The sequence below is a fragment of the Serinicoccus sp. JS2-9 genome, assembly GCF_059025165.1.
Window position 1 is genome coordinate 723518 of record NZ_CM180091.1, and the last position, 20752, is coordinate 744269.

Annotated in this window: 24 protein-coding genes and 1 pseudogene; 8 read left to right on the forward strand and 17 right to left on the reverse strand. The window is 73.0% G+C overall.

Features of this window, described 5'->3' with window-relative positions; all coding sequences use genetic code 11:
• Positions 1-82 precede the first annotated feature (82 nt).
• Positions 83-793 carry a B3/B4 domain-containing protein gene (locus tag AC5PYY_RS03625; protein WP_493898433.1) on the forward strand — a complete coding sequence of 237 codons (711 nt, stop codon included), beginning with the start codon at positions 83-85 and terminating at the stop codon, positions 791-793.
• A 152-nt stretch (positions 794-945) separates the two neighbouring features.
• A complete protein-coding gene (locus tag AC5PYY_RS03630) occupies positions 946-1401 on the forward strand; it encodes a hypothetical protein (RefSeq protein ID WP_493898434.1) in 456 nt (151 codons plus the stop codon).
• Positions 1402-1410: 9 nt separating this feature from the next.
• On the opposite strand, the gene AC5PYY_RS03635 is transcribed toward AC5PYY_RS03630, so the two are convergent.
• The 12 genes from AC5PYY_RS03635 to AC5PYY_RS03690 form a co-directional block, all read right to left on the reverse strand.
• Positions 1411-1545, reverse strand: a complete 135-nt coding sequence (locus AC5PYY_RS03635; protein ID WP_493898435.1) for a hypothetical protein — start codon at positions 1543-1545, stop codon at positions 1411-1413.
• A 5-nt stretch (positions 1546-1550) separates the two neighbouring features.
• Positions 1551-2012 carry a LacI family DNA-binding transcriptional regulator gene (locus AC5PYY_RS03640; protein WP_493898436.1) on the reverse strand — a complete coding sequence of 154 codons (462 nt, stop codon included), beginning with the start codon at positions 2010-2012 and terminating at the stop codon, positions 1551-1553.
• Complete coding sequence (locus tag AC5PYY_RS03645; protein WP_493898437.1) at positions 2009-2206, reverse strand: LacI family DNA-binding transcriptional regulator; 198 nt, start codon at positions 2204-2206, stop codon at positions 2009-2011. The genes AC5PYY_RS03640 and AC5PYY_RS03645 overlap by 4 nt, the downstream gene beginning before the upstream one ends.
• Positions 2207-2329: 123 nt before the next feature.
• The gene (locus AC5PYY_RS03650) at positions 2330-2536 is read right to left on the reverse strand and encodes a helix-turn-helix transcriptional regulator (protein WP_493898438.1); all 207 of its coding nucleotides are present in this window, start codon (positions 2534-2536) and stop codon (positions 2330-2332) included.
• Positions 2529-2915, reverse strand: a complete 387-nt coding sequence (locus AC5PYY_RS03655; RefSeq protein WP_493898439.1) for a hypothetical protein — start codon at positions 2913-2915, stop codon at positions 2529-2531. Before AC5PYY_RS03655 ends, AC5PYY_RS03650 begins: the two co-directional genes overlap by 8 nt.
• The gene (locus tag AC5PYY_RS03660) at positions 2912-3826 is read right to left on the reverse strand and encodes a sirohydrochlorin chelatase (RefSeq protein ID WP_493898440.1); all 915 of its coding nucleotides are present in this window, start codon (positions 3824-3826) and stop codon (positions 2912-2914) included. Before AC5PYY_RS03660 ends, AC5PYY_RS03655 begins: the two co-directional genes overlap by 4 nt.
• A 131-nt stretch (positions 3827-3957) precedes the next feature.
• The gene (locus AC5PYY_RS03665) at positions 3958-4929 is read right to left on the reverse strand and encodes a sulfite exporter TauE/SafE family protein (RefSeq protein ID WP_493899321.1); all 972 of its coding nucleotides are present in this window, start codon (positions 4927-4929) and stop codon (positions 3958-3960) included.
• Between the two features lie 2 nt (positions 4930-4931).
• Complete coding sequence (cobA, locus tag AC5PYY_RS03670) at positions 4932-6206, reverse strand: uroporphyrinogen-III C-methyltransferase (RefSeq protein ID WP_493898441.1); 1275 nt, start codon at positions 6204-6206, stop codon at positions 4932-4934.
• Between the two features lie 178 nt (positions 6207-6384).
• Complete coding sequence (locus AC5PYY_RS03675) at positions 6385-7707, reverse strand: sulfate adenylyltransferase subunit 1 (protein WP_493898442.1); 1323 nt, start codon at positions 7705-7707, stop codon at positions 6385-6387.
• The gene (cysD, locus tag AC5PYY_RS03680; protein ID WP_493899322.1) at positions 7707-8654 is read right to left on the reverse strand and encodes a sulfate adenylyltransferase subunit CysD; all 948 of its coding nucleotides are present in this window, start codon (positions 8652-8654) and stop codon (positions 7707-7709) included. Before cysD ends, AC5PYY_RS03675 begins: the two co-directional genes overlap by 1 nt.
• Positions 8655-8665: 11 nt before the next feature.
• Positions 8666-9499 carry a phosphoadenylyl-sulfate reductase gene (locus AC5PYY_RS03685; RefSeq protein WP_493898443.1) on the reverse strand — a complete coding sequence of 278 codons (834 nt, stop codon included), beginning with the start codon at positions 9497-9499 and terminating at the stop codon, positions 8666-8668.
• Positions 9496-11214 (reverse strand): nitrite/sulfite reductase, encoded by a 1719-nt coding sequence (locus tag AC5PYY_RS03690; RefSeq protein WP_493898444.1) that lies wholly within the window; start codon positions 11212-11214, stop codon positions 9496-9498. Before AC5PYY_RS03690 ends, AC5PYY_RS03685 begins: the two co-directional genes overlap by 4 nt.
• A 328-nt stretch (positions 11215-11542) precedes the next feature.
• On the opposite strand from AC5PYY_RS03690, the gene AC5PYY_RS03695 reads away from it, so the two are divergent.
• Genes AC5PYY_RS03695 through AC5PYY_RS03705 form a run of 3 tightly spaced genes read left to right on the forward strand, consistent with a single transcriptional unit; the run spans position 11543 to position 13583 of the window.
• Positions 11543-11917 carry a GntR family transcriptional regulator gene (locus AC5PYY_RS03695; protein ID WP_493898445.1) on the forward strand — a complete coding sequence of 125 codons (375 nt, stop codon included), beginning with the start codon at positions 11543-11545 and terminating at the stop codon, positions 11915-11917.
• Complete coding sequence (locus AC5PYY_RS03700; RefSeq protein ID WP_493898446.1) at positions 11914-12801, forward strand: ATP-binding cassette domain-containing protein; 888 nt, start codon at positions 11914-11916, stop codon at positions 12799-12801. The genes AC5PYY_RS03695 and AC5PYY_RS03700 overlap by 4 nt, the downstream gene beginning before the upstream one ends.
• Positions 12798-13583 carry a hypothetical protein gene (locus AC5PYY_RS03705; protein ID WP_493898447.1) on the forward strand — a complete coding sequence of 262 codons (786 nt, stop codon included), beginning with the start codon at positions 12798-12800 and terminating at the stop codon, positions 13581-13583. Before AC5PYY_RS03700 ends, AC5PYY_RS03705 begins: the two co-directional genes overlap by 4 nt.
• Before the next feature lie 480 nt (positions 13584-14063).
• On the opposite strand, the gene AC5PYY_RS03710 is transcribed toward AC5PYY_RS03705, so the two are convergent.
• On the reverse strand, positions 14064-14999 hold the full coding sequence (locus tag AC5PYY_RS03710; protein ID WP_493898448.1) for an EamA family transporter: 936 nt from the start codon (positions 14997-14999) through the stop codon (positions 14064-14066).
• A 93-nt stretch (positions 15000-15092) separates the two neighbouring features.
• On the opposite strand from AC5PYY_RS03710, the gene AC5PYY_RS03715 reads away from it, so the two are divergent.
• Positions 15093-15989, forward strand: a complete 897-nt coding sequence (locus tag AC5PYY_RS03715; protein ID WP_493898449.1) for a LysR family transcriptional regulator — start codon at positions 15093-15095, stop codon at positions 15987-15989.
• A 688-nt stretch (positions 15990-16677) separates the two neighbouring features.
• On the opposite strand, the gene AC5PYY_RS03720 is transcribed toward AC5PYY_RS03715, so the two are convergent.
• The gene (locus AC5PYY_RS03720) at positions 16678-17010 is read right to left on the reverse strand and encodes a TfoX/Sxy family protein (RefSeq protein WP_493898450.1); all 333 of its coding nucleotides are present in this window, start codon (positions 17008-17010) and stop codon (positions 16678-16680) included.
• A gap of 47 nt (positions 17011-17057) precedes the next feature.
• Between AC5PYY_RS03720 and AC5PYY_RS03725 the strand changes: the two genes are divergently transcribed.
• Positions 17058-17630 (forward strand): hypothetical protein, encoded by a 573-nt coding sequence (locus tag AC5PYY_RS03725; protein ID WP_493898451.1) that lies wholly within the window; start codon positions 17058-17060, stop codon positions 17628-17630.
• A gap of 4 nt (positions 17631-17634) precedes the next feature.
• Here AC5PYY_RS03725 and AC5PYY_RS03730 read toward each other — a convergent pair.
• From AC5PYY_RS03730 to AC5PYY_RS03740, 3 genes and pseudogenes are all read right to left on the reverse strand, one after another.
• Positions 17635-18551 (reverse strand): annotated as a pseudogene (locus tag AC5PYY_RS03730) (alcohol dehydrogenase catalytic domain-containing protein); the annotation flags it as partial.
• 100 nt (positions 18552-18651) lie between these two features.
• Positions 18652-19230, reverse strand: a complete 579-nt coding sequence (locus AC5PYY_RS03735) for a mycothiol transferase (protein WP_493898452.1) — start codon at positions 19228-19230, stop codon at positions 18652-18654.
• A gap of 57 nt (positions 19231-19287) precedes the next feature.
• Entirely contained in the window at positions 19288-19914 is a 627-nt protein-coding gene (locus AC5PYY_RS03740) for a class I SAM-dependent methyltransferase (RefSeq protein ID WP_493898453.1), read from the reverse strand.
• Positions 19915-20009: 95 nt separating this feature from the next.
• On the opposite strand from AC5PYY_RS03740, the gene AC5PYY_RS03745 reads away from it, so the two are divergent.
• Entirely contained in the window at positions 20010-20735 is a 726-nt protein-coding gene (locus AC5PYY_RS03745) for a M50 family metallopeptidase (protein ID WP_493898454.1), read from the forward strand.
• Positions 20736-20752: the final 17 nt, after the last annotated feature.

Consider the following 20752-nt stretch of genomic DNA (forward strand, 5'->3'; position numbering starts at 1 on the left):
GGGTCGGTCCTTCGGGGCCGGCCCGCACTCGTCGTGGTGCCCCCGTGGGTGTCGCACCCTGCCGCTGCGGCAGGGTGGGGGCATGGGTGGACACGATCTTGAGGGATTCCTGGCGGGGGCATCCATCGACGACGCGGTGCGGGCGCTGCGGCCGGACTATCGCGCGCTGCTCATCGCGGTCGAGGGGATCCACCCGGCGGCGAGCGACGCGCACAGCGAGGCACGCCTGCAGGCAGCGCGGGAGGCGGCCCGCGAGGCGATCGGTAGGGCTGACCTGCTCGACCTGCCGCACGTCGCGGCCTGGCGGGAGGCATACCGCTCCTTCGGCGCGAAGCCGCAGCGCACCCGGCACAGCCTGGAGTCGCTGCTGCGCCGCGTCGACGACGGGCTGCCGCGCGTCAACCGGCTCACCGACCTCTACAACGCGATCTCGGTGCTCCACCAGATCCCCCTCGGCGGCGAGGATCTGGATCGGTATGCCGGGCCGCCCCGCCTGGTGCGCGCCGCCGGGGACGAGCACTTCGAGACGATGGCGTCGGGCGAGTCCGCGGTCGAGCACCCCGATGCCGGTGAGGTCGTGTGGCGCGACGACGAGGGCGTCACCTGCCGCCGGTGGAACTGGCGCCAGACCCGCCGCACCGCGTTGCGCGACGAGACCACGGCGGCGCTGTTCATCCTCGACGCGCTGGAGCCGGTCTCCGACGACGCGCTCCTCGCGGCGGGGCAGGACCTGGTGACCGAGATGGCCCGGCTGGGCCCCGAGGTCCGCTCGGCGCAGCGCGTGCTGCGCTGAGGTCGTCACGCACGCCAGGGCACGTGCTTGTGACACAGGCGTTCACCCGAGAACGCCTGTGTCACAAGCAGGGCAGTGCGGTCAGCAGGCCTCGACGGCACCGATGTCCGCAGCGGCACCGGCCAGCGGGGCGCGGGACGCAGCAGCCTGCGATGACCGGGCAGGTCAAGGAGGACGTGCTCATCCCCTTCGCCGAGCTCGGGCTGCGGGCCGAGGACGGGATCGTGCTTTTCGACGTCGGCGCGGTGCGCGAGGCGGACTGGAGCACGGGGCGCGGCGTGCTGGAGTACCTCGACGTGGACGGGCAGGTGGCCGGCGTCGAGGTCGACCCCGGGATGCTGGCCTTCACGGCGGCGGGGGTCCCCGTGCGGTATCGGCGCGCGGCCGGGACAGGTGTGGCGACGGGTGCGGCGCTCGGCGTGGGCGGCGGCGCAGGTGGCGTGGGCCGCGCCGCGGCCGGCGGCGTGGGCGGAGGACGGGTCGAGGTGACCCGGCGGGACGGCTCGCGCGAGGTGGCCGACGGCATGGCCTTGAGCCTCGAGGATTCCCGGGCGCTGCTCGCGCGGGACGGGACGGTCCGGGCAGTGACGGTGGTCGGGTCCGCCTGATAGGGGGGGTCAGGCGGACTCTCTGACGACCAGCTCAACGTCCTGGACGAGGGAGCGCGGCGGGCCCTCGGGCCCGCCGCCTTGCAGCTGCTCCAGCAGCAGCTGCGCCATCGCTCGCCCCTGCTCGACCGTGCGCTGACGCATCGTCGTCAGCGCCCAGCACCATGAGGTCGGAGGCGCAGAAGAGACCGTCGATGGGGGTCGTGGTCGAGCAGGGTCGCCGTGGCGGCGGTCCCCGACTCGGTGGCGAAGTCGCCGTGGGCCACGTGGTCCTTGTTGAAGTCGCGACCCAGCCCCGCACGGAAGCCCTCGAGCCGGTCGACCCCGGCTGACATGTCGAGCGGACCGGTCACGGTGGCGACGCGCTGACGGCCCTGGCGCCGCAGGTGCTGGGCTGCGGTCCGCGCCCCGCCGACGTGGCCGCCGGTGAGATAACGCACCAGCGAGTCAGGGTCGTCGTCGGCCTGGGTCATGGTGAAGGTGAGCTCGACCCCGTCGGCGTTGAGCCGCTGGCTGGCACCCCGCAGCACCTGGGCGAAGAACGGGTCGCCGAAGACCCGCTCCTCCGTCTCCGAGGCGACCAGCGCCACCGTGTCGGTGCGGCGGGTCATGAGCGAGCGAGCCGCGTGCTTGGCACGTAGTTGAGGTCCCTGATCGCCTGCTCGACCGTCTCGCGCAGCTGCGGGTCGAGGGTGCTGGCGCGGTTGACGACGCGGGAGACGGTGGCGCGGGACACCCCGGCATACCGGGCGACCTGCTCCAGCGTCGGTCGCCGGCGACCTCCTGCTCCCTGCTGCACACTCACGGGCCTCTTCCTAGGGAGGTGACGGGCTGTCGGAGAGCGCTCTACGTCATACCTGTGCGGTCGTGGTCCGCGTGCTGGTGACGCAGGCGTGGGCGGACGCACGCCTGCGTCACCAGCACCGGTTCAGTCGTCCCCGAGCGCGAAGATCTGCTCGACCGGCATGCCGAACAGTCGCCCGATCCGGAGCGCGAGGGGGAGGCTGGGGTCGAACTTGCCCGTCTCGATGGCGTTGATCGTCTGCCGCGACACCCCGACCTCAGCCGCGAGCTGCGCCTGGCTCCAGCCGCGCTCGGCACGCACGGAGCGCAGGATGCTCGTGGTCTCAGCCACGCAGGCGGCCCAGCAGCACCTGGTAGCGCACCCAGAAGGCAGCGACACCCACCACGAGACCCCCGAGGGCCCACAGCCACGACCACGGTCCCGGTACGACCATGAGGGCCAGCATGAGCAGCGCCATGATGAGCAGCGAGGCGGTGAAGGCGTCACTGCGCGCCGCGACGGCTGCCTGATACTCCACACTGTCCGGCGAGTCCTCACGGCGCTGCGCGCGGCGACGACCGGCGGTGATGTTGGCCGCCATGGCCACCGGCATGATGATGAGCGCGAAGGCGAGGAGCTGCCATGGCCACGACTCACCCACCGTGTCGAGCAGGACGTAACCCGTCACCACGAACAGCCCCACCATGCCCCACATGACTCTCGTGCTCATGCGTCAAGTGTGCTTGACACAAGCTGGCACGTCAAGTGCACTTGACATCCACCGAGAGCCTCGGGTGCCCGATCCGACAGCGCGCACCAACCATGCGCGACGCCCGGTCGGTCTCCCCGCAACCATGCGCGACGCCCGGTGGATCCTGGAGTGGCGGCGGCCTCGCGGTAACGCCGGGCGACCAGCTCGGCGAGCGCTGGGTGAGTGCCCAGTGGGCCAGTCGCGACCACCCGCGCAGGCTGGCCGCCAGCTCGCTCTCCCTGGGCGGACGCCTCCGCGCCGTCCACGTCAGCCGCGGATGCGAGCGCGTGCGCCTTGTCGAGGAAGAAGCCGGGCGAGAGCAGATGGGAGGCCAGCACGATGCGGGTATGCCCGTGCGCCCGCAGGCGGTCCAACTCCTCCTCGGGGCGGGGGCCGGGTCCGCTCAGGAAGGCGGTGCCGGTGGCGGCGTCGAGGCGCTTGCCGAGCCGGTCGGCCACGGCCGCGACCTCGGCGCGGGCGGCATCGACGCTCGATCCAGCGCCGACGAGCAGCACCGCGTCGGGTCCGGGCAGGGCCTCGGCCACGCGCGACGCGAGCGCCTCCAGCACCAGGGCGTCGACCCCGAGTGCCGGGGTGACAGTCGCGCCGGTCAGCCCCTCGACGGCGGACGGCACGTCGTGCCGGACGTGATAGCCCGAGGCGAGGAAGTAGGGCACGATCACCGGGTCCGAGCCCGCCAGATCGGCCAGCACCTCCTCGAGGGTCGGGCCGCAGACGTCCACGTAGCCGACCCGCACGTCGTCCAGGTCCAGGAGTCTGGCAGCCCGTTGTGCGCACGCCACCACGGCCGCTTGTCCTCGGGGGTCCGCAGTCCCGTGAGCCGCTACCACCAGAGGGCGAGGCCTCGCCACCGTCCGAGCCTCACTCATGGTTGCCTGCCGACCCACCACAGGCGACGCTCGGTGACGTGTGGGGCAACCATTCGCGACGCTCGGTGGGGTCTGGGGCAACCATTCGCGACGCTCGGTGGGGCCTGGAGTGGGTCATCGGACGGGCTCGCTCATCGCACGCCGTCCGGCACGGCCTCGGACTCGGGCTCCCGAGCGGCGTCGGCCTCGGCCTCGGCGTCGGGGTCGGCGCCGGCCTGGTCGCTGGCCGGCTCCCGCAGCCGCCGCAGCACCGCACCGGTGACGACGACGAGGAGGATGAGCAGGCATACCGCGAGCGCCGCCAACCGAGTGAGCAGGGCGCCTTGACCGTCGATCCCGACCAGCTGCAGGACCGGCCCGAGGTTGAGGTTGACGATCATCGACCCGACGGCCACGCCGAGCACGGCGGGCGGCAGTTTCCCGGCCAGCAGCGCCGCGATGGGCGCGGCCAGCACCCCGCCCAGCATGAGCGCCAGGATGGTGCCAACGTGCAGCCCGCCGAGACCGAGCCCCACGACGAATCCCAGGCTCGCGCACACCGTGACGACGAACTCCGCCGTCGACACCGACCCGATCACCCGCCGCGGCGCCGCCGGGCCGGTCGTGAGCAGGGTCGAGGTGACGACCGGCCCCCAGCCACCGCCCCCGGTCGCGTTGACGAAGCCGCCCACGAGCCCCAAGGGCCCGAGGAAGCCACGGCTCCGCGTCCACGCCCCACCCGCGTGGTCGCGCTGCGGTGGCCGGGTGAGGAAGCGGACGATGACCCCCACCCCCAGCAGCAGGAGCAGCACCGCCATGACCGGCCGCGCCGCCGCGGTCGACAGCGAGGAGAGCAGCATCGCCCCGGCGAGACTGCCGAGGCCACCGGGCAGCGCGAGCCGCCGCACGATGGCCCAGTCGACGTTGCCGGCCCGCCAGTGCGCGGTGCCGGAGGAGAGGGTGGTGCCGAGCTGCGCGAGGTTGACCGAGGCGCTCGCCAGCGCCGGCGCGAGGCCGGTGGCGAGGAGGAGGGAGGTGGAAGTGACGCCATACCCCATGCCGAGGGAGCCATCCACGAGCTGTGCGCCGAAGCCGGCGAGCGCGATCAGCACCAGGGATGACATCGTCACGCCACGGCTTCCCGCGCCCGACCGGCCACCGCATCGACCACACGCCCGGCGGGCTGCTCGCCCGCCCAGTCGTGCGCCAGGGTCACCACGTCGCCCACCACGACGACCGCCGGCGAGCGGACGCCGACCCGCTCAGCGCGGTCCGCGATGTCGGCGAGGGTGCCCAGTGTCGTGCGTTGGTCGGCGGTCCAGCCGTTCTCCACGATGCCGACCGGGCAGGTCGCAGGCCGCCCCGCCGCGATCAACCGCGTCGCGGTCTCCCGCAGACCGGCGATCCCCATGAGCACGACGAGGGTGTGGTCCGTGCCGGTCGGCAGCCCGGGCAGCTCCTCGTGCCCGGTCACGACGGTGAAGCCGCGCGCCAGGCCCCGGTGCGTCACCGGGATCCCCGCCGCCGCGGGCACCGAGACGGCGCTGGTGATGCCGGGCACGACCTCGACGCGGACGCCTGCCGCCTCGCACGCGGCGCGTTCCTCGCCGCCGCGACCGAGGACGTAGGGGTCGCCGCCCTTGAGCCGCACCACCGCGTGGCCGCGCATCGCCTCCTCGACGAGGATCCGGTTGATCTCGTCCTGGGGCACCGGGTGGTGTTGCGGCTGCTTACCCACGTCGATGACGCGCGTGCTCTCCGGCAGCCGGGCGAGCACCGCCTGCGGCACCAGCCGGTCGGTCACCACGACGTCCGCCGCTGCGAGCAGGGTCGTGGCGCGCCGGGTCAACAGTTGCTCGTCGCCCGGACCGGCACCCACCAGCGCCACCCAGCCGCCGTGCGGCCGGTGGTTGCGCAGGTCGACGACGCCGGAGACGAGGTGGTCGGCCAGGTCGTTGCGGATGCCCATTGCCCGGCGCGGGTCGCCGCCCGCGTGCACGGCCACCCGCACCTTGCCGGTCGGGGTCGGCACCTCGGCGCGGGCGGGCACCTGCGCGGTCCCTCGGGCGGCGTCGCTGGCGTTGACGCAGAAGGTATGCCGTGCCTCGGCGTCGTCGGTCACGCGCAGGTCCATCGCGGGGTCGCCGGTCGCGGTATGCACCAGCCAGGCGCCGTCGAGGTCGGTCGGTCCGGCATACCCACGCCGGGTCCAGGTCAGCTCACCCGCCGCGGCTCGGTCGGCCAGGTCGGCGACGAGGTCGGGCGCGACGACCTCGATGACGGCGCCCTCGGCGAGCAGGTCGGCGACCCGGCGCGCGGTCACGGCTCCCCCGCCCACGGCCACGACGCGGCGGCCGCTCAGCTGGAGCCCCAGCAACATCGGTGAGGTATGCCGTGTCATCGCGCATCTCCTCCGGTCACCGCATACCGCGCGGCCGGTCCAGGCATACCGCGCGGCCAGTCACGGCATATCGCGCGGGCGGTCACCGCATATCGCGCGGCCGGTCCACGCATATGGCGCGGCCAGTCACGGCATATCGCGCGGTCGGTCACGGTGGGAAGGGTCGTCGTCATCGCGCTCAGCCCCGCAGCTCGGCGCCGACCATGCCGGCCGCCAGGGTGGTCCCGTCCTGCGGGTCGAGCACGAGGAACGACCCCCCGTCGCGGGCGTCGGCGTAGGGCTCCAGCGGGAGCGGCTCGGCCAGCACGAGGGAGGCCCGCACGAGGTCGTTGAGCTCGGCCCGCTCCGCCGGCTCGACCTCCAGCGTGCCGATGTCGAGCCGCTCGGTGAGGCCGGCGACCTTGGCCCGCACCGTTCGGGTGCCGTGCTTGACCAGCACCCTGGCCCCCGGCACGAGCGGCTGCTCGGCAAGCCAGCACAGCACCGCGTCGGCCGACGACACCGGGCTGGGCGCATCGGCGGCGGCGGCGATGAGGTCGCCGCGGGAGACATCGACCTGGTCGGCCAGCCGCAGCGTCACCGACAGCGGCGCCTCGGCGCGCTCCACGCTGCGCCCGCCCCGGTCGATCCCGACCACGGTGGTGCGCCGCCCCGACGGCGACACGACGACCTCGTCCCCGACGGCGACCGCCCCGGAGGCGACGTGACCGGCATACCCCCGGTAGTCGACGTGCTCGGGCGAGACGGCCCCGTGCTGCGGGCGCAGCACGAGCTGCACCGGGAGCCGGAAGGACGCGTCCACCTCCTCCGACCCGGCCGGCAGGGTCTCGAGCAGCTCGAGCAGCGTGGGCCCGGCATACCAGGGGGTGGTCGCCGAACGATCGACGACGTTGTCGCCGTGCAGCGCCGAGAGCGGCACCGCGGTCGACGGGGGCAGCCGCAGCACCGCCGAGAGCTCGACGATCTGCGCCGACACCTCCTCGTAGACCGCCTCCGGGTCCTCGACGAGGTCGATCTTGTTGAGCGCCACGACGACGTGCGGCACCCGGAGCAGCGCGACCACGGCCAGGTGCCGCCGGGTCTGCTCGACCACGCCGTTGCGGGCGTCGACGAGGACGACCACCGCGTCGGCGGTGGAGGCGCCGGTGACGGTGTTGCGGGTGTACTGCACGTGCCCGGGGCAGTCGGCCAGGACGAACGAGCGCCGCGGCGTCGCGAAGTAGCGGTAGGCCACGTCGATGGTGATGCCCTGCTCGCGCTCGGCGCGCAGCCCGTCGGTGAGCAGCGCGAGGTCGGCGAGCTCGCCGGTCCAGCCGCGCCGGCGACTGACCGCCTCGACCGCCGCGAGCTGGTCGGCGAGGACCGACTTGGTGTCGTGCAGGAGGCGCCCGACGAGGGTCGACTTGCCGTCGTCGACCGAGCCGGCGGTGGCCAGGCGCAGCAGGCTGGTCGGTCCGGCCACCTCGCGCGAGGGGGGCTGGGCGAGGGTGTGGGTGCTCATCAGAAGTACCCCTCCTTCTTGCGGTCCTCCATGGCGGCCTCGGAGAGGCGGTCGTCGGCGCGAGTCGCGCCGCGCTCGGTGATCGTCGTGGCGGCGACCTCGGCGATCACGGCGTCGACGTCGTCGGCGACCGATTCGACGGCGCCGGTGCACGACATGTCACCGACGGTGCGGTAGCGCACCGAGCGGTTCACGACCTGCTCCCCCGCCCGCGGCTGGGTCCACGGCCCGGGCGACAGCAGCATGCCGTCGCGCTCGAAGACCTCTCGCTCGTGCGCGTAGTAGAGCCCCGGCAGCTCGATGCCCTCTCGGGCGATGTAGCGCCAGATGTCGAGCTCGGTCCAGTTCGACAGCGGGAAGACGCGCACGTGCTCGCCCGGGCGGTGCCGGGTGTTGTAGAGCCGCCACAGCTCGGGGCGCTGGTTCTTCGGGTCCCACTGACCGAAGGCGTCGCGCAGGCTGACGACGCGCTCCTTGGCGCGCGCCTTGTCCTCGTCGCGCCGGCCGCCGCCGAAGACGCCGTCGAAACGGTGCTCCTCGATGGCGTCCAGCAGGGGCAGCGTCTGCAGCGGGTTGCGGGTGCCGTCGGCACGCTCGCGCAGCCGCCCGTCGTCGAGGTAGTCCTGCACGCTCGCGACGACCAGCTCGATCCCGAGCAGCTCGACGGTCGCGTCGCGGAAGGCGAGCACCTCCGGGAAGTTGTGGCCGGTGTCGACGTGCAGCACCGGGAAGGGCACCCGCGCCGGCCACAGCGCCTTCGCCGCGAGGTGCAGCATGACGACCGAGTCCTTGCCGCCGGAGAAGAGCAGCGCGGGGCGCTCGAGCTCGGCCACCACCTCACGGATGATGTGGATGGCCTCGCTCTCCAGGGTGTCGAGCAGGTCGTGCCCGGCCCCCTGGGCGTCGGCACTGCTCAGGTATGCCGTCTCGCCCGCACTCTGGCTCATGAGCGTGGTCATCACGCCTCCTTGGGGATGGTCGGGGTGGGCAGCGGGGTCTCGGTCGGTGTCGCTCCCGACGTGCTGGCGCCGGGACCGTCGCCCGAGTGCAGGCCGCACTCGGTCTTGGCGAAGCCGGCCCAGCGGCCGGCCCGCGGATCCTCCCCCGGGGCGACCGGGCGCGTGCAGGGAGCGCAGCCGATGGACGGATAGCCCTGCGCCAGAAGGGGATTGGCGGGCAGCAGCTCGCGCTCGGAGTAGGCCAGGAGCTCCTCGAAGGTCCACGTGGCCAGGGGGTTGATCTTCACCAACCCGAAGGCCTCGTCGTAGGTCACCAGCGGGGTGTCGGCCCGGGTCGGGCCCTCCTCGCGGCGCATCCCGGTGACCCACGCGTCATACCCCGACAGGGCCCGGCGCAGTGGCTCGATCTTGCGCATGGCGCAGCACGAGCCCGGGTCGCGGTCGTGCAGCTTGGCCCCGAACTCGGCGTCCTGCTCGGCGACGGTGCGCTCGGGCGTCACGTCGACGACGGTGACGTCGAGCAGGTCGGCGACTCGGTCGCGGGTCTCCAGCGTCTCGGGGAAGTGGTAGCCGGTGTCGAGGAAGAGCACGTCGACGCCCGGCCGGTGCTCGGCGACGACGTGCGGCAGCACCGCGTCGGCCATGCTGCAGGCGACGGCCAACGAGTCGACGAACTCCTCGGCGACCCAGGCCAGCACCGCGTCGGCGAGCGCCTGGTGGCCGAGGTCGGCCTCGACCGCGGCGAACCGGGCGTTCGCGTCCTCGGCGATGGCGCGTAGCCGCGCGGTGCGCTGCTCAGGGGTCTCGGTCTTCGTGGTCGTCGCGGTCGTCATGACAGCTCCTCGTCGCTCGCGGCGTGCGCCCAGGTGGCGAAGCTCTCGCCCCCCTGGCGTGCGTCGGCATACCGGCGGATGACCCGCTCGACGTAGTCCGGCAGGTCCTCGGCGCTCACCTTGAGCCCGCGGACGGTGCGCCCCAGCCCGGCCTCGCCGTCGCGGTCGACGGAGGCGAGGCCGCCGCCGAGGTGGACCTGGAAGCCGGGCACCTGCTCGCCCGCGTCGTCGGTGATGATCTGGCCCTTCAGGCCGATGTCGGCGGTCTGGATGCGGGCGCAGGAGTTGGGGCAGCCGTTGACGTGCAGGCTGATCGGGTGGTCCAGCAGCGGCTCGACGTCGGCGAGGCGCTGCTCGAGCTCGGCGACGGCCGTGACCGCGGTGGCCTTGGTCTCGACGATCGCGAGCTTGCAGAACTCGATGCCGGTGCACGCCATGGTGGAGCGCCGGAAGATGGAGGGCGCGGCGGTCAGGCCGAGCGCGGTGGCGCCGCCGAGCAGCGTCTCGGTCTGCTCGGCCGGCACGTCGAGGACGACGATCTTCTGGTGCGGCGTGAGCCGCACCCGCCCGGAGCCGACCCGCTCGGCGAGATCCGCGAGGCCGGTGAGGGTCGAGCCGCTGACCCGGCCGACCGTTGGGGCGAGCCCGACGTAGCGACGCCCGTCCTTCTGCTCGTGCACCCCGACGTGGTCACCAGGGCCGGAGGCGGGCGCGGGCGCCGGGCCGTCCGGGAGCGCATACCCGAGGTAGTCGTCCTCGAGCACCTGGCGGAACTTTTCCGGCCCCCAGTCGGCGAGGAGGAACTTGAGCCGGGCCTTGTTGCGCAGCCGGCGGAAGCCGTAGTCGCGGAAGATCTGGACGACGCCGTGCCAGACGTCGGGCGCCTGCTCGGCGGTGACGCAGACGCCGAGGCGCTCGGCCAACCGCGGTGCCGTCGAGAGCCCGCCGCCGACCCAGAGGTCGAAGCCGGGGCCGAGCTCGGGGTGGACCACGCCCACGAGGGAGATGTCGTTGATCTCGTGGACGACGTCGAGGCTGGGGTGCCCGGTGATCGCGCTCTTGAACTTGCGCGGCAGGTTGGCCAGCTCCGGGTCACCGATGAAGCGGTCGACGATCTCGGTGATGACCGGGGTGGGGTCGAGGATCTCGTCGGCGGCGATGCCGGCCACGGGCGAGCCGAGGATGACGCGCGGGGTGTCGCCGCAGGCCTCGGTGGTGGACAGGCCGACCGCCTCCAGCCGACGCCAGATCTCGGGGACGTCCTCGACGCGGATCCAGTGCAGCTGGATGTTCTGCCGGTCGCTGACGTCGGCGGTGTCGCGGGCGAGCTCCGTGGAGATCTCGCCGATCGTCCGGAGCTGCTCGGTGGTCAGCGCCCCGCCGTCGCTGCGGACGCGGAGCATGAAGAAGGAGTCCTCGAGCTCGTGCGGTTCGAGCTGGGCGGTGCGGCCGCCGTCGATGCCGGGCTTGCGCTGGGTGTAGAGCCCCCACCAGCGGAAACGACCATGCAGGTCGTCGGTGGGGATGGAGTCGAAGCCCTGGCGGGAGTAGATCTGCTCGATCCGCTCGCGGACGTTGAGGCCGTTGTCGGCGGCCTTGAACTCCTCGTTGCCGTTGAGCGGCGCACGGCCGTCGATCGCCCACTGGCCCTGCGGCTTGGTGGAGCGGGAGGGCCGGACGGTGGCGCGGGCCGGCGTGGGGGTATCGGTGCTCATGGGTGTCCTCGGGGTGTCGCTGGTCGGGGGCCGCGCGGCGTGCGCAGGTGGCGACGCGTGGGGCGTCGTGCTGCGGGGGCGGCGCGTGGACCCGGCGGGCAGGGTGGGGTCAGCGACAGGTGCACATCAGCATGCTGCTGACGCGCTGGAAGTCGACTTCGTGGCACGTGGTGAGGTGCCAGCCCCGAGAGCGCATGACTCCATCATGCACGGTTATCGGTTCGGTCACAAATCGTTAGGGATGCCCGGACGGGGACCCGCGGGGTTTGACGGGCGCGATGGTTCTGTGGTTCATTAGTCATGTAATGAACCACAGAAGCGAGGCGAGATGTTCGATGGACGGGACCCGATCTACCTCCAGATCGCCGAGGCGATCCGGGGCGAGATCCTGGGCGGCGCCCTCCAGGACGGCGACCAGGTGATGTCCACGACGCAGTACGCCACGACCTACCGCATCAACCCCGCGACGGCCGCCAAGGCCTTCGCCGAGCTGGTGGCCGAGGACGTCCTGGTCAAGCACCGCGGTGTCGGCATGTTCGTCGCCGCAGGCGCCACCGAGCGGCTGCGCGACCGGCGCCGGGCGACCTTCGTCGAGGAGCGCCTGGCACCCGTGGTGCGCGAGGCGGCCGCCCTCGGCATCACCGCGACCGAGCTCACGACATACCTCCAGCAGAACCTGACCGACGACAAGGACCACTCATGACCGGCCTCACCGTGACCACCCGGGACCTGCGCGTCCGGTATGGCGACACCCGCGCCCTCGACGACGTCACCCTCGACCTCGAGCCGGGGCGCATCCACGGCCTGCTCGGCCGCAACGGCGCGGGCAAGACCACGCTGCTGTCGACACTCGCCAGCTTCCAGCGGCCGACCAGCGGATCGATCGCGCTGGACGGGCGAGACCCGTTCGAGGACGCCGACCTCATGGCCGGCACCTGCTTGGTGCGCGCGTCGGGCGACCTCGGCTCCGACAGCCGGATCCGCGACATCCTGCGACTGCAGCAGGTGGGCCGCCCCGGCTTCGACCGCGGTCTCGCCGAGGGCGTGCTCGACGGGTTCGGCATCTCCCTGCGCCGGCCGCTGAGCAAGCTCTCCCGCGGGCAGCAGTCCGTGGTGGGAGCCACCATCGGGCTCGCGACGCGCGCGCCGCTGACGATGCTCGACGAGATCCACCTGGGCATGGACGCCCCGACCCGGCAGGAGTTCACCGAGCTGCTCATCGCCGACGTCGCCGAGCACCCGCGGACCGTCCTCCTCTCCAGCCACCTCATCGGCGAGGTCGAGCACCTGCTCGAGACCGTCACGATCCTGCACGAGGGGCGGGTGCTGCTCTCCGAGGAGGCCGACCACCTCCGCGCGCGGGGCATGACGGTCACCGGGCGGGCGGACACGGTCGACGCGATGACCCGTGAGTTGCGCACCGTGGGGACACGCGACCTCGGGCCCACGCGGGAGGCGACCGTCCTCGGCGCCGCCCACCCCGCCTGGGTCGACGAGGCCCAGCGACAGGGCCTGCAGCTGGGGCCCGTGGCCCTGCAGGACCTCTTCATCCACCTCACCAGCCGCACCAGCAAGGACGCCGCATGACCACCGCCCAGACCTCCAGCCCGCAGGCCACCCCGTCGACGTCGGGAGCGCCCTCCGCGCCGTGGCTCCGCCTGAGCCGGCACGTCGGTCGGCAGGGTCTGATCTTCGCGCTCGGCACCCTGGTGGTCCTCGCGCTCGGCTGGGCGATCGCCTATGCGACGGCGCGGCTCAGCGACGGCGAGACCCTCCTGCCGACCACGCTCCTGGGCTACCTCAGCGTCTCGACCGTCCCGTGGCTGGCTTTCGCGGCCCTCATCGGCACGGTGGGCGCCGTCGTGCGGCCGCTGGTGCACGCCGGCTTCACCAGGCGCGCCGTCGTGCTCGCCGGGCTGGTCTCCTCGGCGCTCGTCGGGCTGGTCCTCGCCCTGGGATCGGGTGGCCTGTGGGCCGTGGGCATCGAGGCGGTCGAGACCACGACCAGCGCGGGGGTCTGGCATCCCGCGCCGGTGTATGCCGTCATCGGTGTCCTCGCGCTGCAGTGCACCACGGCGGCTGCGTCCGGCCTGATGGTCGGAGCCAGCTTCGTCCGGTGGGGTGGGTGGGCCACGCTGCTGCTGCCGCTTACGGCAGGCCTGCCGTTCTTCGCCCAGGACGTGCTGTGCGGCAGCGTGACGTTGCGCGGCAGCTTCAACCCCAGCGACCCGCCGGCGTGGGTCCAGGCGGTGCGCGACCTGTCGACCGCACCGACCCTCGGGCTGTCGCTGGCCGTGCTCGCCCTGACGGCGCTCGGCGCCTGGCTGGTCATCCGGGACCTGCCGCTGCGCCCGCGCGCGGCCGCCTGAGCGACGCGACCCGCCGGGCGGTCACGGCCCGCCCGGCGCGACGGAGAGATCCTTCATACCCCTCCGGCCCGATCAGACGTCTCGGCGAAACCCTGGCACGGCACGAAAGTGCCAGTGCTCTCCCTTGACGTCAGGCGGCAGTGACGGAAACCGTGGAAAGGCCCACGGCAACCTGTCACGAGGGAGTGACCATGAGACCACGATTGACCACACGAGCGAGCCGCACCGCGCTCGCCGGCCTGTCAGCGGCGGCTGTCTGCGCCTCGCTGACTGGCGCACCGGCCCTGGGTGGGCCACAGGGACCCGACAAGCGCGGCAAGGGCCCCGGGCCTGACGTGCCGCGCTCGCCGGCGACCGCTCCACGTCTGCGGAGCTGATCCGGACCTACTCCCGTGACAGGCGACGGGCCGGCCACCCCCTGGTGGTCGGCCCGTCGCGCCGTGTCCGGGGCGTCGAGGAAGGGCCCGACCCCGCCGACCCCTAGGCGCGCGTGCTGGCCGCGAGGTCCGACCGACGTCGCCGCGACCGCCGAGCGCCCCGCGGCGGCAGCCGGCGCGGCACGATGGCGGCCCACAGCACGCCGCCGACCACGAGCGCACCACCGGCCAGCTCCAGCAGCGTGGGCCGCTCCCCCAAGGCCCACCAGGCGGCGCTGATCCCGACGACCGGCACGAGCATGGAGAACGGCGCGACCACCCCGGCGGGGTGCCGGGTAAGCAGCCAGACCCAGATCCCGGACCCCACGACCGTGCCGAGGACGACGGTGTAGGCGAGCCCCAGCCAGGCGGGCACTGCCGCCGTGTCCAGGGAGGTCGCCAGCGCGCTCCCGATCTCCGCCGGCCCCTCGACGAGCAACGACACCGCCAGCATGGGCAGCGGTGGGACGACCGACATCCACAACGTCAGGTGCAGCGGGTTGGGTGCTGCGGCCAGCCGGCTGGCGAGGTTGCCGAGCGCCCAGCCGAAGGCGCCGAGCACCACGAGCAGGAAGGGTCCCCAGCTCGTCGCCTCGGCCCGGCTCAGCCCCACCAGCGCGAGGCCCGCCACCGCCACCCCGACGCCCAGGGCGCGGCGCGGCGTGAGCCGCTCGCGCAGGAGCAGCACCCCCAGCACGACGGTGAAGGGAGCCGACGCCTGCAGCACCAGGGACGCGAGCCCGGCGGGGAAGCCGGCGGCCATCCCGAGGTAGAGCCCGAAGAACTGCAGCGTGCCGAAGCCCAGCCCGTAGCCGATGAGCCAGCGCAGCGGCACCTGCGGTCGTGGCACCAGCAGGATCGTCGGCGCGGCGAGCACCGCGAAGCGCAACGCCACAAGAAAGATCGGCGGGAAGTGCTCCAGCGAGGCGTGGATCGCCAGGAAGTTGAGGCCCCAGAGCACCGCGACGGAGACGGCGAGGAGGGTGTGGCGCAGCGGCATACCCCCGAGTCTGAGACGACCGTCCGCGTAGGTCTAGCGACTGTTTGTGAAGATACTCATCATCTGCCCTAAAGAGATCGCTAGACTGCCGCCGTGGAGGTGCGACACCTGGAGCTGCTGCGCGAGCTCGCCGTGCGCGGCACGTTGGCGGCGGTCGCCGAGGCCACGCACCGCACGCCGAGCGCCCTCTCGCAGCAGCTGCGCACCGCGGAGCGGGAGCTGGGCGTCGCGCTGGTCGAGCCGGTCGGGCGAGGGGTGCGGCTCACCGCCGAGGGACAGCTGCTGGCCGACGCCGCCGACGAGGTATGCCGTGTCCACGCGCAGGTGCAGGCCCGACTGGACGCGGCGCGCGGGGAGCCGCGGGGCCGGGTCGCCATCGGCACGCTGCCGAGCGCCGGGCAGGCTCTGCTCCCTGGCCTGGTGGACGCGCTGCGAGACACCGACATCGAGCTGGATCTGGACGACTTCGACCTGGCCGAGGCCGACTACGCCACCCGGACCCTCGACGTCGACGTGGTGATCGCCCACAGCCTGCGCGGCGACGTGCCGGCGGGCGCCGAGGGGCTCACTACCCGCGTGCTGGTGCGCGAACCCATCGACGTCGCGCTGCCGCTCTCCCACCCCTTCGCCGACCGCCCGCAGCTGCGCCCCGCGGACCTTGTGGGGACCGCGTGGATCGGCGTGCCGGAGGACTACCCCTTCGACACCATCCTGCAGGCGGTCGAGGCGGTCACCGATAGCCGGCTCGACCGGGTGCAGCGGCTGCGCGACAACCACCTCATCCGGGCGCTCGTCGCGGAGGGCGCGGCCTTGGCCCTGCTCCCCCGCTTCACGACGCCGGCGGATCCCACGGTGGTGCTGCGCCCCCTGGTCGGCGTGCCGGCCCGCCGCAGCATCGTGGCCCTCTGCCGCCCCGACCGCTACGCCCGGTTGGCCGTCCGCCGCGTCGTCGACGAGCTGGGGCGGGTGGGCGCGAGCCTGCAGGAGTGAGGACGCGAGCGCTGGCTGGCCTGATGGTTGGTGACCTGCCCCAGGGTTGATGGCTAGCCCCATGGTTGATGGCCAGCACCATGGTTGATGGCTGGCCCCATGGTTGATCGCCAGCCCCAGGGTTGATCGCCAGCCCCAGGGTTGATGGCCAGCCCCATGGTTGATGGCTGGCCCCACCGCTGCAGCCCCGGGGACCCCCGGCAAGGGTGGGGCAGATGCGGAAGCGTGGGGCCTGATCCGGCCGCCACGATGAGTGGCTGGCCCCACGGATCCGGGCTGACCCCCCGGTTGCTGGCCAACCCCACCGCTGCAGCCATAGGGATCACCAGCACGTGTGGGGCTGCCGACGAAGCGTAGGGCGCGACGGGACGTGTCCGACGGCTCAGCCGCCCGGATGAGCAGGGAGCGCGGGGTCGAGGGTCAGCCTTGCGGCCTGTCGTGGATCTGCTCGACGACCCGATCACGCCCAGCCGCGCTCCGGGGGCGAGCACCCTCGGCATCGCCAGCACCAGAGTCCTCGTCCCACCCTCGGCTTCGAACCCCGCACTTGTTGACGCCCCCTCTGGCCGCAGCCGTGGGGAGGCCCGTCAACCGTGGGGCGAGCCGAGGTGCGTGGGGCGCGTCCAGGGGCATGGTGGCCTGCGCCAACCGTGGGGCCATCCGGGATCCTGGGGCTCGACCACGGGTGTCACGCGTCCTTGGGCGGCTGCTTGCGCGCCCAGGCCAGCCCCAACCGCACCATCTCCTCCAGCACCCCGTCCCCCACCGCGTTGTCGGCGTAGACCCACTCGCGCATGGCCCGCCCGCGCATCACCATCGGCTGCAGCCCCTGGCGCTGCGCCAGCTCCCGCGCCAACGGCTCGTCGACGTGGATCATCACGCCCTCGTTCCCCGTGGCGGCCACCGCCATGTGCCCGTCCACGAGGAACGCAAGCCCGCCGAACATCCTCTTCTCGGTGATCCCCGGCTCCCCCGTCAGGAGGTCCCGGATCCGCTGCGCCAGCCCCTCGTCATACGCCATGGGACCTGAGTATGCCGCGCTCGGCACCGGTGCGGCACGATGTCGGCATGCATCCCTTCGACGCTCGCGGCAGCGCCTTCACCGCCCGCGAGACCGGGCTCCCGTTTTCCAGCCAGGCCGAGGTGGCGCAGTCGCAGGGCTTGTGGGACGCCGCCGCGAACCTGCTCGCCAAGGTGGGCCAAGCCCTGGTCGACGGCGATGACGACCGGGCCAGGCGCCTTGCCGAGCGGGCCGCGGCGATGCCTTACGACACCCGCGAGGAGGTGTGGCCCGGAGTCGTCGTGGCGGCCCAGGAGATCTTCAACACCATCACGGACCTCGTCGAGGAATGGCCCGCGAACGACGCCGAGTGGGTCTCGATCCTGGAGCGGGTCGCCCAGGAGTCGGATCTGGCAAGGCTCGAGATGCGGCACGTGGCCGCCGTGCTCGCGCACACCACCACGCTGATCGAGATCCGGCCCGTCGAGCGGCGGCGGCTGGCGCGGCTGGCGGGCGGGGCGGACGGCATGGCGTTCCCCACCAACGACCTGCCGCGTGAGACCCACGCCGACGCCATCATCGAGCTGGCCCGCATCGACGCCCGGGTGCTGCAGCTGGCGGCGGAGCTGCTGCGGGACTGAGCGCTCAGGCGACCATCCCGTGCGGGTCGATGACGAACTTCGTCGCCGCACCCTGGTCGAACTCCTGGTAGCCCCGGGGAGCGTCATCCAGGCTGATCGTCTGCGCGTTGACGGCCGTGGCGATCTGTGCCCGGTCGTGCAAGATCATGTCGCCGGTGACATACAGACCAGGTATGCCGATCCCTCCAGCCGCGCGGGTCACCGTCATCGCGTCGTTGAGGACCGTGGCGGGCGCCTCGTCGGCACCCTCGCCGTGCCCGCGTGCCTCGAAGCCGACCGCGTCGACCGCAGCATCGACCTCTCGCTCCCCGACCACCTGCTCGATCTTGTCGACGAGGTCACCGTCGGTCGACAGGTCGATCCCGACGCACCCGAAGCTCTCGGCCTGGCCTAGCCGGTCCGGGACCATGTCGCCCACCATGACGACCGCTGCTCCCAGGGTTGCGCGGCGTGCGCGGCCGCGAGACCCACCGGCCCCGCTCCCGCGACGTAGACCGTCGACCCGGTGCTCACCCCGGCCGTGCAGGCGCCGTGATAGCCGGTCGGGAAGATGTCGGACAGCATCGTCAGGTTCAAGATCTTCGCCAGCGCCTGGTCGCGGTCCGGGAACTTCAGCAGGTTGAAGTCGGCGTAGGGGATCATGACGTACTCCGCCTGACCCCCGAGCCACCCTCCCATGTCGACGTAGCCGTAGGCCGCGCCGGCCCGAGCCGGGTTGACGTTGAGGCAGACCCCGGTGTGCCCCTCGTTGCACATCCGGCAGCGGCCGCAGGCGATGTTGAAGGGCACCGAGCGGATGTCGCCCTCGGAGACGAAGTTGACGTCGGCGCCGGTCTCCACCACCTCGCCGGTGATCTCGTGGCCGAGCGTCTGTCCCTCGGGCGCCGTGGTGCGGCCACGGACCATGTGCTGGTCAGAGCCGATGTCGGCGGCGCCGGGCGGCGTCGCCCTACCAGCATCGTCACCACACGTGACGACGACTCGTAACAACAACAGCCTCACCAGACACGTCGGCGGTGGGTCACCCTCGCTGCACCCAGGTGGCCGGCGGCGCCCAGTCCTCCGGAGGGTCCTCGCCGACCCGTCCGTCCACCGCCTCCCGGAGCAGATCCGCGTGACCGGTGTGACGGGCATACTCCTCCAGGATGTCGAAGAGGATCCGGCGCAGGCTGATGTCGACGCCGAAGGGCTTGCCCCACTCGACGATCTGGCCCAGCCCGCCCGCCTCGATCACCTCCGCCCAGCGGGCGCGCGTGGCGGCGACCGCCTCGTCATACCGTGCGTAGAGCTGTGCGGGAGAGTCCTGCGCCGCTGAGGTGAAGGCCCAGTCCGGGGTGGCCTCCCAGTCGACCTCGGACCACGGTGGCCCGAGCGCTGAGCCGTCGATCCGCCGCGTCGCAGCGCTGCGCTCGACCCCGGTGAGGTGCTTGAGAAGCCCACCGAGGGTCAGCTGCGAGACCCCGACGCGGGCCGCCAGACCGTTGGCATCCAGGCCGTCGACCTTCCACCGGAAGGTCAGCCGCTGCCGGTCGAGCGCCCCGAGCAGGTGCGCCACCTCGTCGCCCGCCACGGGCGGCTCCCATGCTGGTTCATCCGTCATGGACACGACGCTAGACCCGAGGGCGGACAGGTGCCGTTCGCGTCGTCGGGGACCCGGCTACGGGAGGACACCACTGACGACGCGCAGGTGTCCCCCGCGCAGGCTGGCCCGCACGACCGCGGAGCAGTCCCGCTCGACCGCCCGCCACGGGTGCGCGTCGATGTCGGCGCCACCGAGCCAGGTCGCCAGCAGCGCCGCCGGGAGGAGCGCGGCGGCGCGGCCGGTCGGCCGCGCCATGTCGGCGACCGCCACCCGGGCCCCCGGCGCCGTGTCGACGACCTGCCTCCACGCGGCCTCCCAGGGGTCCATGAGCGAGAGCGTGTAGGTCGCGATCACCCGTCGCGGCGCAAGGTCGGCGATCCGCCGCCACGCCACGGCGGCGGCATCGGTCGCGTCTGCCGTGAGCAGTGTGCACGGCACGTCGAGCCGATCGGCCCGTCGCCGGGCCATCCGCAGCATCTGGGGTGAGGCGTCCACACCGACCAGGTGGCCCCGTGGCCCGACCCTCTCCGCGAGCATCGGGAAATTGAGCCCCGTGCCGCAGCCGAGGTCCAGGACGGTGTCGCCCTCCCGCGCCTCGAGCTGGGCGTGCGCCTCGACCCGCCCCGCGCGGTAGACCAGCCGCTCTCCGGAGAGCTGGTCGTACGTCGCGGCGAGGAAGCGGTAGCGGCTCGCGGCACCCACGGGACACCTCCTGCGATGGTGGGTCTGTCGAGTATGTCGGGCCGAGCGGGCACGGGCGACAGGGGACGTGCAGGATCGACTGGCAGGCTCGGCCCGTGCTCCTCGATCTCTGGGAACGCGCCACGACCACGCAGCCGGCCCTGTCGTGGCAGGCCAGTCTGCTCCTGGGCGCCGTGGCGCTGCTCGTGACCTGGAGCCCGGTCGGCTACCGGCTCGTCCGCCACCTGGTGACACTCGTCCACGAGGCCGGGCACGCGCTCGTCGCGGCGCTCGTCGGGCGGCAGCTCACTGGCATCCAGCTCCACTCGGACACCTCGGGGGTGACCGTCTCGCGCGGTCGCCCGCGGGGCCCGGGCATGATCGCGACCGTGCTCTCCGGCTATCCCGCGCCCGCCCTCGTCGGCCTGGCCGGAGCCTTCCTCCTCGGTGCCGGGTATGCCGCCGCGCTCCTCTGGGCGCTCGTCCTCACGTGCGCGCTCATGCTGGTGCTCGTCCGCAACCTCTACGGGTTGTGGGTCGTGCTCGTCACGGGCGGCGCGGTCGCCGCGCTCTCGTGGACGGCGAGCGGGGAGCTGGTGACGGGTGCGGCATACCTCGTGGTGTGGGCGCTCCTGCTGGCGGCGCCGCGGTCGGTGGTCGAGCTGCAGCGGCAACGGCGACGCGGGAGCCGGCGGCGCGGCGGGTCTGGTGGCCCGCGCAGCGACGCCGATCAGCTGGCCGGGCTCACCGACGTGCCGGTCGCGGTGTGGCTCGCGGTCTTCTGGGTGGTCTGCGTGGCGGGCCTGCTCCTCGGCGCGCGAGAGCTGCTGCCCCTCCCCTGATCACCGAGCGTCGCGCG